Source organism: Streptomyces sp. NPDC005722, from assembly GCF_040630935.1.
Classification (GTDB): Bacteria; Actinomycetota; Actinomycetes; order Streptomycetales; family Streptomycetaceae; genus Actinacidiphila.
Window position 1 is genome coordinate 1 of record NZ_JBEXYN010000090.1, and the last position, 11,171, is coordinate 11,171.

8 protein-coding genes are annotated in these 11,171 nt (G+C 73.1%); 1 reads left to right on the forward strand and 7 read right to left on the reverse strand.

Features of this window, described 5'->3' with window-relative positions; translation table 11 throughout:
- The 7 genes from ABZ479_RS41095 to ABZ479_RS41125 all read right to left on the reverse strand — a co-directional run.
- Window positions 1-1,084, reverse strand: a 1,084-nt coding sequence (locus tag ABZ479_RS41095) for a hypothetical protein (protein WP_500466360.1), incomplete at its 3' end; no start/stop codon positions are given.
- 161 nt (window positions 1,085-1,245) lie between these two features.
- Window positions 1,246-2,682, reverse strand: a complete 1,437-nt coding sequence (locus ABZ479_RS41100; RefSeq protein WP_500466361.1) for an HtaA domain-containing protein — start codon at window positions 2,680-2,682, stop codon at window positions 1,246-1,248.
- 425 nt (window positions 2,683-3,107) lie between these two features.
- Entirely contained in the window at window positions 3,108-4,064 is a 957-nt protein-coding gene (locus ABZ479_RS41105) for a hypothetical protein (protein WP_500466362.1), read from the reverse strand.
- The gene (locus ABZ479_RS41110) at window positions 4,061-4,924 is read right to left on the reverse strand and encodes a heme ABC transporter ATP-binding protein (protein ID WP_500466363.1); all 864 of its coding nucleotides are present in this window, start codon (window positions 4,922-4,924) and stop codon (window positions 4,061-4,063) included. Before ABZ479_RS41110 ends, ABZ479_RS41105 begins: the two co-directional genes overlap by 4 nt.
- Entirely contained in the window at window positions 4,921-6,051 is a 1,131-nt protein-coding gene (locus tag ABZ479_RS41115; RefSeq protein WP_500466364.1) for a FecCD family ABC transporter permease, read from the reverse strand. Before ABZ479_RS41115 ends, ABZ479_RS41110 begins: the two co-directional genes overlap by 4 nt.
- Entirely contained in the window at window positions 6,048-7,256 is a 1,209-nt protein-coding gene (locus ABZ479_RS41120; RefSeq protein WP_500466365.1) for a heme/hemin ABC transporter substrate-binding protein, read from the reverse strand. Before ABZ479_RS41120 ends, ABZ479_RS41115 begins: the two co-directional genes overlap by 4 nt.
- A gap of 251 nt (window positions 7,257-7,507) precedes the next feature.
- Window positions 7,508-8,161 carry a biliverdin-producing heme oxygenase gene (locus tag ABZ479_RS41125; RefSeq protein ID WP_500466366.1) on the reverse strand — a complete coding sequence of 218 codons (654 nt, stop codon included), beginning with the start codon at window positions 8,159-8,161 and terminating at the stop codon, window positions 7,508-7,510.
- A 342-nt stretch (window positions 8,162-8,503) separates the two neighbouring features.
- Here ABZ479_RS41125 and ABZ479_RS41130 point away from each other — a divergent pair.
- Window positions 8,504-11,171, forward strand: a 2,668-nt coding sequence (locus tag ABZ479_RS41130) for a hypothetical protein (protein WP_500466367.1), incomplete at its 3' end; no start/stop codon positions are given.

Consider the following 11,171-nt stretch of genomic DNA (forward strand, 5'->3'; position numbering starts at 1 on the left):
CGACGGCGTCGGTCAGGGTGACGGCGTGGTCCCCGGCGTCGATGGTCCAGGTGAACTCACCCGCCCGCTCCGGCACCGTCGCCGTGATCGTCTGCTCGTCCTCGGACGGTCCGGGGTCCTCACCCGGGTCCGACGGGTCGGTGCCTCGGGTGGTGTAGGTGAGGGTGAGGGGGGTGGCGGGCTTGGCCGCGTCACGGGCGCCACCGGAGGTGAACCAGTACGAGGACTGCCCGGTCGACTGCTGGAAGTCGACGAAGTCCTGCGGGAACGAACCCCAGTACGCCTGGTTCGACGCCGACTTCGCCGGCTGCCCCGTCGTCCCCGACGGAACCGTCACCGACTCCCCCAAATAGTCCGGGGTCACCGTGAACCCCGACGCACCCAACGCGACGTGACTCAGCTTCGCCAACGTCACCGTCCGCGCCGGCAACGCCACCCACTTACCCGGATCGTTCATGTCCGCGCCGTAACCCGTCACGGTCGCCGACAACGTCCCCGCACCGTCCGCGCCCACCGTCAGCGTCGGGTCGGTGGCCGACCAGTACGTCAACCCACCGTAGAACACCGAGGTGAACGAACCCGACCAGTGGATGGTGGCGGTGTGCGCGGCGGTGTCGACCGTCCCCGTGCCGTGCTCGAACACCACCCGGTTACGCGTCAGCGAACCCGCCGAACCCGCAGACACCGCAGACCCGTTCGGATCCTGACACTTCGTCGACCACGACGGCTGACCGAACACACCCGCCGCATCCGGCTTCTCCACCGTGACGTTCCCGTCCCGCGTCGCATAGAAGCCATCACCCTGCGTCCACAACCGCGACGAACCGGTATTGCCCGCCTTCCCCGCCGACAGGAAATTGCAGCCACCGAAGAACGCACCACCCCCCTGCTCACCACTCAGACCCCACGAGAACGAGGCATCCGACACCGACACCGAAGCCGCAGACGCCGAACCGGCCCCCACGACCACCACACCCGCCGCCGACACCACACCCACCACGACACCGGCGAGGGCACGGGTCGCGCGGCGGGCGGTGCGGGGGCTGAATCTCGCGCCCGGGCGGCGCGTCGTCATTCGATACATTGGTTTCTTCTCTCCTGCAGAGAATCAGGCGGGACACGTCGTGTCCCGCTGGTCGAGGGGTCGGGCGGGCGTGCCCGGCCCCTTCGGCTCGTACGGGTGTCCGGCCCCGGCGGACGGCCTCACCCCCTTCACCGCCGGTGGGCGCCGGTCGGTTGGAAAGGTCAGCGGTGGACGCCGGCGGTGTGCCGGCGGCGTCGGGCGAGGAGCATCAGGACCGCGCCCGCGGTGACACCGGCCGCGGCGGCCGCGAGGGCTCCGGTGGCGTGGGCTCCGACACCGGTGCTGGCCAGTTCACCGGGGCGGAAGCGGGTGTCGGGGACGAGCGCGGAGTCGTCGCCGGCACCGTCCGCGCCGTCCGCGTCCGGTCCGCCGGGCGTGTCGCCGGGGCCGGTGGTGGGCGCGCCCCCGGTGCCGGTGCAGCCGCTGAGGTGCACGGTGGCGTCGTCGAGCGGCTGGCCCTTCCGGTAGAAGCTGCTGCCGTTGAAGGTGAAGGCCTTGGTGTCCTGTATCGCGGTGCGCAGGGTGCGGGTGACGCCCTGGGCGCCGGTGTCGGCAGAGCCGCCGGACAGGTCGAGGGAGGCCAGGGCGACGTCGCTGCGCGCGTCGGTGGTGGGCTCGGCGTCCGGGGCGCTGACGGTGAGGCTGACGTCCGCGTAGAGGGTGCCGGTCCTGCCGTGGACGACGAGGCGGGGCTCGGCGATCGCGACCTCGAAGTAGTGCGCCGGGTACGCGTAGGTGACGCGGCCCGCGTACTGGACGGTGAAGTCGTCGGGCGAGGTGTAGGCGGGACTCGACGCGAAGGGCCACTGGTAGGTGCCGGTGGTGTTCCTGCCCGCCACGGCCAGGTCCTGGGCGAGGATCCTCAGGCCGTCGTCGGCCGTGATGCTGTTGCCCGCGGGGCCGCCGACGTAGGAGCGGAAGCTCTTCTTGAAGCCCCAGGTCAGGCTGCCGCCCTTGACGGCGTCGGTGACCTCGCAGCCCTCGGCGGTGTCCGCCGTGCCGTCCGCCGAAGGCGCGTCGGCCGTCGCGGTGGGGGACGCGGGGGTGGTGGCCGTGGGCGTGGTGCCGGGCCCGGCCGGCGTGGGGGCGGCGGTGCCTCGGGTGGTGTAGGTGATTGTGAGGGGGGTGGCGGGCTTGGCCGCGTCACGGGCGCCGCCGGAGGTGAACCAGTACGAGGACTGCCCGGTCGACTGCTGGAAGTCCACGAAGTCCTGCGGGAACGAACCCCAGTACGCCTGGTTCGACGCCGACTTCGCCGGCTGCCCCGTCGTCCCCGACGGAACCGTCACCGACTCCCCCAAATAGTCCGGCGTCACCGTGAACCCCGACGCACCCAACGCGACGTGACTCAGCTTCGCCAACGTCACCGTCCGCGCCGGCAACGCCACCCACTTGCCCGGATCGTTCATGTCCGCGCCGTAACCCGTCACGGTCGCCGACAACGTCCCCGCACCGTCCGCGCCCACCGTCAGCGTCGGGTCGGTGGCCGACCAGTACGTCAGACCGCCGTAGAACACCGACGTGAACGAACCCGACCAGTGGATGGTGGCGGTGTGCGCGGCGGTGTCGACCGTCCCCGTGCCGTGCTCGAACACCACCCGGTTACGCGTCAGCGAACCCGTCGAACCCGCCGACACCGCAGACCCGTTCGGATCCTGACACTTCGTCGACCACGACGGCTGACCGAACACACCCGCCGCATCCGGCTTCTCCACCGTGACGTTCCCGTCCCGCGTCGCATAGAAGCCATCACCCTGCGTCCACAACCGCGACGAACCGGTGTTGCCCGCCTTCCCCGCCGACAGGAAATTGCAGCCACCGAAGAACGCACCACCCCCCTGCTCACCACTCAGACCCCACGAGAACGAGGCATCCGACACCGACACCGAAGCCGCAGAAGCCGAACCGGCCCCCACGACCACCACACCCGCCGCCGACACCACACCCACCACGACACCAAGGAGGGAGGCGATGCCGCGCCGCGTGGTGGTGGTCCGCGTGCGCCTGCTGGATATCCGGGTTGTCACTTCTCCCCCGTTCGGGTGGACGTGGCGCCGCGCCTGCGTCGGCGCAGCAGGACGAGGCTCGCCAGGACGACGGCGCCGACAGCGGCGCCGAGCACCACCGGACGGCCCGCTCCCGAGGTGGCGCCGGCGCTGACGACGGCGTCCGCCGTGACGGTGGTCGCCGGGTCGCCGGTCGTCGCCGGGGAGGCGGCGGCCGATCCGGCCCCCGGGGCCGCGGAGGAGGGGACCTCCGGTGCCGGGCTCGTGGCGGGCGCGCCGGCCGGCGTCTTCGACGCACGGGGCCGGGCAGGCTTCGTGGCCGGGGCCTGTCCGGCCGGGGTGGTGAAACGGACGGGCGTGAACGTCTCGTTGGCCGGGCTGGCCACGCCGTGCGCCCCGATGGTGATCACCCCGCACTGCACCTTGCGGCAGTCGACCTGGCGTATCGTGCCGTCGCGGCCCTTGGCCGGGAAGACGGCACCCGGCACGACCAGCGTCGCGTCCCAGGTGCCGTCCGCCTTCACGGTGCCGCCGTTGGCGGCGTAGGCGGTCGGGTCGCCGGGGAAGGCGACGAAGCGCTGGTAGCCGTGGTTGTCCTTGGTCTCGGAGTCCTGGACGTAGACGTAGTCCTCACCGCTGGTACCGCCCCGGCTGGGCCGCCAGTTGCCGCTGACGGTGCCGAACAGCACGTAGACACCGCCGAAGCCGTTCTTCACGGACTGGAACCCGGCGCCGTGCAGGCGGAGTCTGCTCGCGTAGTCGGGGTCGGCCGTGGCCGGGGACACGGTGACCCGGGCGGCCGCCGTGGCCGTGGCCGCCGTGGCCGCCGTGGCCGGGGGCGCCGGCACCAGGACGGTGGCGGCCACCGCCAGGGCGGCGGTGGCGAAGGCCCACGGCAGGTGCCGGGCGCGTCCGCGCCGGGTGCTGCCGGGCGGGACGGGCGGTGCCGTGGCGAGGGTGAGGGGTGTGGTCATGGTGTGGGTGTTCCTTTGCCGTGCCGTCGGGGTCCGACCGTCACCGCGCCGGTGACGGGGTGCCGGTACACCTCGATGGGGAGCTGATAGACCTCTTCGAGCAGTGGCTCGGTCAGTACCGCCCCGGGCTCGCCCCGTTCCACCAGCCGGCCCGCGTGCAGTACCGCGATCTCGTCGGCGTAGGCGGCGGCCAGTTGCAGGTCGTGCAGGACCGCGAGCACGGCCTGTCCGTCGTCGGCGCGGGCGCGGGCGGTCCGCATGAGCTGTTCCTGGTGGCGCAGGTCGAGGGCGGCGGTCGGTTCGTCGAGCAGCAGCACCGAGGTGTCCTGGGCGAGGACCCGGGCGAAGGACGCGCGTGCCTGCTCGCCGCCCGACAGCGTCGGGTAGCGGCGGTGCGTGAACCCGGTCATGTCGGCGGCGCCCAGGGCGCGGGCGATCGCGTCCTCGTCGTCGTCCTCGGCCTCGGTGCCGGCCCAGGGCGCGCGCCCCATCGCCACGACGTCGGCGACCGTGAACGGGAAGGACAGCGCGGCGCGTTGGGGCAGGACCGCGCGGCGGCGCGCGAGGTCGGCGGGGTGGGCCGTGGCGACGGTGAGGCCGCCGACGCGGACCGTCCCGGTCGTCGCATGCAGATCGCCGGCCAGCAGGGACAGCAGGGTCGACTTGCCGGCGCCGTTGGGGCCGACGACCGCCAGCAGCGTGCCGGCGGCCAGGTCGAGGTCGACGTCCTGCAGCAGCCAGGTACCGCCGACGCGCAGGCCGAGTCCCCGGGCGGACAGCACCACCGTTCCCGGCTCCGGCGGCCGGGGCACGGGTGCCCGGCGGCCGGTGAGCCGTGCCAGTACGGTTCGCGCGCTCACATCCAGCCTCCCGCCCGCGCGCGGGTGGTGCGCAGCAGCCAGAAGAAGAACGGGCCGCCCACGAGGGCGGTGAGCATGCCGATGGGGAGGTCGGCGTAGGCGATGGCGGTCCTGGCGACGACGTCGGCGGTCGCGAGGAGCACGGCTCCGCCGAGCATGCTGGCGGGGATCAGCACCCGGTGGCCGGGGCCGACCGCCATGCGCACCAGGTGCGGCACGACGAGCCCGATGAAGCTGATGATGCCGCTGAAGGCGACGGCCGCGGCGACCATGACGGCGATGAGCACGATCGCGGTCACCCGGAGGCGTTCGACGTTGACCCCCAGGTGCCGGGCGGACCGGTCGCCGAGGGCGAGCAGGTCGAGCCTGCGTGCCAGCAGGCAGGCGCCGAGGAGGCCGATCACGGCGAACGGCGTGACGCTGCCGGCGTACTCCCAGCGGCTGCCGTTGAGGCTGCCGAGCTGCCAGAAGACGATCTGGTCGCGGGCGGTCTGGCTGCCGAAGAACATGCAGAACGCCAGTCCGGCACCCGCGACGGCGTTGATGGCGATGCCGGTCAGCACCAGGGTGACCACCTCGGTGCGGCCGCCGGCCCGGGACAGCAGGTAGACCAGCAGCACCGCGGCGAGCCCGGCGAGGAAGGCCGCCGCCGGGACGGTGAAGCGGCCGAGGACGTCGACGCCGGCGACGATGACGGACGCGGCGCCGAGGGCGGAGCCCGCCGACACCCCGACGACGCCGGGTTCGGCGAGCGGATTGCCGAAGACGCCCTGCATCAGGGCGCCGGCGGTCGCCAGGACGGCGCCGACCAGCAGCGACATCACGACGCGGGGCATGCGGATCTGCCACAGCGTCGACTCGGCGAAGCGGTCGGGGACGGGCTGCCCGAGGTCGAGCGGCCCGGACAGGCGGTGCAGGACCGAGCCGGCGACGTCGCCCGGCCCGATGCCGTACTGGCCGAGCGCGGCGGAACCGAGTCCGACCAGGACGAGGGCGGCACCGAGCGCGGTGAACAGGACGAGGCGGGCGGTACGTCCGGTGGGCGCGGCAGCCGGGGCCGCGTGGCCGGTCGGCTCGGCCGTCCCGGGGCCGTTCTCGGGGCGGGTGCCCGTGGCGAGCGCGGTCATGACGCCCCTCCCGCGGGGGACGGGGCGAGCGAGTCGGGCGCGTAGACGGCACGGGCGAGCGCGTCGAGCACCTGGGCGGTCAACGGCCCGAAGGACAGGACCTGGTAGTCGCTCATGTCCACGATGCGGCGGTGCTGCCCGGCCGGGGTCTGGGCGACGCCCGGCAGGCTCAGCGCCCCCTCGACGCCGCCGACGGAGCGCAGCCCCTCGCTCATCATCATGATGACGTCGGGCCTGGCCTTGGCCATCGCCTCGGCGTTCAGCGGTGTGAAGCCGTTGATGCCGGCCTCGGTGGCCACGTCGACGGCGCGCAGCGCCTCGATGAGGGAGTCCGCCCCCGACCCCTTGCCGAACAGGTAGTAGACACCGGCCTGGCCGCGGGCGTAGAGGAACATGACGCGGGGGCGGCGGGCTGCGTCGGCCGGGACGACCTTCGCGATCTGCGCCTGCTCGGCGGCGATCTCACGGTGCAACCGGTCGCGGAGCAGCCGTCCTTCGGCTTTCACCCCCAGCGCGGCGGAGACCTCGTCGACGAGGGTGCCGACGGTGTCCAGGGAGCGCTTGGCGCCGACCACGACCACCGGTACGCCGGAGTCGCGCAGTTGGAGGACGACGTCCCAGGGCCCGAGGGTGGTGTCGGTGATGAGCACGGTGGGGTGGAGCGTGAGGATCGCCTCGGCGTTGAGCTGGTGCCCGCCGCGGGTGACCAGTGGCAGCTTGGCGGCGGCCGGGAAGCCGGTCGACTGGTCCCGGCCGACCAGGCGGTCGCCCAGGCCGAGGCCCTGGACGGTCGCGGCGAGGCTTCCGTACAGGTCGAGCGCGAGGATCCGGTCGCTGCTCGTGACGGTCACCTCGGTGCCCTGCACGTCGGTGACGGTGGCGGGGAGCACGGGGTGGGCCGTGCGCGTGACCGGGGTGATGCCGGCGTCCGCGACGGTGGCCGTGGTGGGTCCGCGGTGGGAGCGGGGGTCGGCCAGTGGGCGCACCTGGTCCCACGGGACGGTGCGGTGCGTGCCCGCCGGCCCGGCGGGGCGGCCCGCGCCCGCCGGCGAGGCGCAGCCGCTGAGGAGCACCGGTACCACCAACAGCAGTCCGAGCAGGACGCGTCGGGTGAGTACGGTGCGCGGCGCGGGCGTCACGCCGGGACCGGGGCCGGCCGCGGACGACGGCGGACGCGGGGACCGGGGCTGTCTGTTGCCCGTCACAGGGCTGCCTCCATCAGGGCGACGGGGGCGGATCCGCCCCCGTCCGACAACGTCCGCGGCTCGCGCGGACACGGTGGTGCACGGTGTGGACATACGGGACCCAGGACAGGGACGTCCTGGATCAAGCTCCCGTGAAACTTAGGTAAGCCTAACCTATCTTCTTGGGGAGGGTGGGGGTTCCGGAAAGAGCGGCGACGCATCCGGAACGCACCCGCCGGAGCCGGTTCCCCGGCGGCCGGCCGCGGCCGCGCTCAGGCGGTGAGCGGGAAGAGGGCGTCCAGGTCGGCGAAGACGGCGGCGTTCAGGGCGAAGGCGGTGCGGCACTCCTCCACCACGCGCTGCTTCTCCAGTTCGTCGACGGGCAACCCGTCGAGGAGCACGCGGTACTGGCGCTTGAACGCGGCGGGGTTGTCGATGCCGTCGAAGACGTAGAGGCGGACGCCGTCGCCCTTGTGCTCCAGGCCCCACGTCCGTTCCGCGATGCTCCGGATGACCTGACCGCCCGAGAGGTCGCCGAGGTAGCGGGTGTAGTGGTGCGCCACGTATCCGGCCGGCCAGGTCGCGGCCACCTCGGCGATGCGTTCGGCGTACCGCCGGGTCGCGGGCAGGGGCGCGACGCGGTCGCGCCACCGGTCGCCCAGCAAGTGGGACAGGTCCTGTTCGAGGGCGGCGACCCTCATCAGCTCGGGCTTGAGGAAGGGCCCGGCGACCGGGTCGCGTTCGAGCGGCGCGGCGGCCTCCTCCAGCGCCCGGTAGACGAAGAAGAGCTGCTCGGTGTAGCGGGCGTAGGCGTCCACGGCGAAGCGCCCACCCAGCAGGTTGGTGATGAACGGTGCGTTCTCGGCCTCGGTGTGCCGGTCCTGACTCGCGGTGCGAATGGCCGTGGAAAAAGGGGATGTTGTCATGGTTCCTCCCTTGGTCTTGCTCGCGGCCATGCTTGCAACTTAGGGTCCCCTAAGTCAACATGTTGCCGACGATCTGTCGGCATGATACATAGGTTAGGCTATCCTAACTTCGCAGGATCGAACCAAGCCCCGCAAGGGCGAGGTTCCGGAGCGCACGAAGGAGCCCGGGCGGTACGACGCCGCTCTCCGGCTCCCGGGGCACTGGGTGGGACAACGTGTCGACACCGTCCGGCGAACGCAGTGTCCGCCCCGGCCCCGACCGGGACGCGGACGGCACCACGGGGGCCGGGGCGAGCCGTCGGCCGCCCCTCCATCAGCCGAATTCCCCTTCGACGAGCGGACGTGACAGTGCGTTCCAGACCCTTCCCCGCGCGGATCACCGTCGGGCTCGCGGCCGCCGCCGCGGCCCTGGCGGTGGCCGCGCCCTCACCGGCCCTGCCCGTGTCGGCCGGAGCGGCCCGCGCCACGGCCGCCCATGCCACGGTGGCCGCCCAGCCCGCCCAGCCCGCCCGGGCCGTCCGCGCCACCCAGGCGGGCGCCGCCGCGGCGTCCGACCCGGCGTTCGCGGCCCAACCGCAAGCGCAGACCGTGCCCGACGGCGGGTCGGTGACCTTCTCCGCCGACTTCCCCGGCGCCCGCTTCCACACCTGGTACCGCACCGACGCCAAGGGCAGCGTCCCGCTCCCCAACAGCAACTCCGCGACCTACACCTTCACCGCGAACTACGCCGACAACGGCGCCACTTACTCGGTCAAGGTGTTCGACGGCGCCTTCGCCCAGCACACCTCCGACGCAGCCGCACTCACGGTCACCCCCGTCGCGGCCGGCGTCGTCGAGCCACCCCACGACACCTCCGTGCAGGCCTACCAGACCGCGCGCTTCACGGTCACCGCCGGCGGCACCGGCCCGTTCACGTACCGCTGGCAGCGCCAGGACGCCGCCGGCTCCGCATGGTCGGACATCGCCGGGGCGAGCACCGCAGAGCTCGCCTTCAAGTCCCGCCCCGCCGACGACGGGGCCCGCTACCGGGTCGTCGTCGACAACGGCCACGGTCCGTCCGTCACTTCGGCGGCGGCGCGGCTCGGCGTGGTCTCCGGCGGTGGAAGCCCCCGGCCGGTGAGCCACGCGAGCCTGGAGTGGGGCGTCAACAGCATCTACCAGGGGGGCAATCCGGCCAACGCCGGCTGCAACTTCTTCTCCGCCGGGACACAGCGGGAGTTCAAGGACCGGCAGGGCGGCGTGCGGATCGTCCACCGCGTCGCCGACGGCACGGCCCAGGGGATCTCCGACGCCACCAAGTGCATCCCCGGTGCCGGATCGCAGCTCAACCAGCGCGTGCTGTTCACCGAGGGCAGCGGAACCGCCGACCCCGTCACGGGTGAGGCCACGATCCGCTGGGAAGGCGCCTTCACCGCCAACGCCTACGCGGGCATGGTGACCTGGTACGTCAAGGACCCGACCTTGACCGTCGCCGAGGACGGCACCGGCACCCTCACCGCCACCAGCGGCGGCATGGGCTCCAGCCGGGACAATCCCGGTGAGCAGGAGGAGGTGCCCGCGCGCCGGGTCACCGTCGCGACCTTCGACCAGGTACGCCTCGACACCACCGCGGGACCGGGCGGCGGGGTGCGGATCTCCCCGCGGTTCTCGGGCGTCGACTACTTCCCGCTGACCGGCGGCGTGCGCTCCACCACCTCCGCCATCTCCGGCGCCGTCAAGGAGGCCCGGCCCGGCTGGGGTTCGTGGCCGGAGTCCTTCGTCGACTTCCAGTACGAGACGGGCCTGTCCAGCTACTGGCACACCAGCGGCCTCAGCGACGACCCCGACAAGCCGCCGTTCGACCTCTCGGTGGGCTTCGACTCCGCGCCCGACGTCAAGGACGTCCCCGTCATCCTCGCCAACCCCTCCACCACCGCGGCGGCGCCCTACGTCGAGGGCCGGGAACTCACCGTCACCGCCGACGTCGACGGGGACGCCACCGTCCGGTGGGAGCGCTCCGGTTCGGCGGGCGGCCCGTGGACGGCCGTCGAGGGCGCGGACGGCGAGACCCTCACCATCCCGGCCGTCGACTCCTCGTGGAACAACACCTACGTCCGCGTCGTGGCGACCAACGGCGACGGCCGGGCGACCTCGACGGCCCTGCTGCTCACCACCGCTCCCTACACCGCGCCCACGTTCTCCGTGCCGCCGCGTGATCTGGCCGCGATCCAGGGGACGAGGCCCCTGGTGACGTTCCGCGTCACCGGCAACCCCGCCGTCGACCCCGCCACGATCGTCCTGGAACGCAGCGACGACCAGGGCGCCACCTGGAGGCGCTGGGCCGGCGCCGAGTACGCGCAGCCCATCGTCGGCGGAACGCAGCAGTTCACCCTGCCGGCCGTGCCGCTCAACGCCGACGGAGCGTCCGCGCGTGTCGTCGCGGCCAACGCCGAGGGCGCCCGGACGGTTTCCGGCGCCTTCGCCGTACGGGTCTTCCGCGCCACGGGCAAGCCCCAGTTGGTGGCGGTCCCGGGCACGGCCGTCGACCCGGGGTCCCCGACCCGGCTGACCGTACTCGGCGCGGGATTCGACGTCCCCGACTGGCCGAGTCCCACCCTGACCTACTCTCTCGACGTGGGTCTCTTCGACGCCGAGACGTGGCAGCCGGGCAAGCGGGGGAACCGCGACTGGGTCGTCACGTCGCCGGACACCAGCGGCGGACAGCTCTACTACGACTCGATGCGGGCCTCGGGCGGCGCCTTCACCGCGTCCCTGACCGTCCCGGCCGGCAGGCTCACCCCGGGCCGCGCCTACGGCATCGGGGCGTTCCTGCGGCTCACCGACATCACGACCTGGCAGGACACCTTCGACGACCGCGGCCTGGACGCCTGGACGGCGCTGTCGCTGACCACGGATCCGCCCGCGCCGGACGGCGCGCAGACGATCACGGCGACGGTGCCGGAGCGGGCGGGTGAGTTCACCTGGACCATCGACGCCGGGGACCACGCCGTCACCCTGACCGACGCCGTCG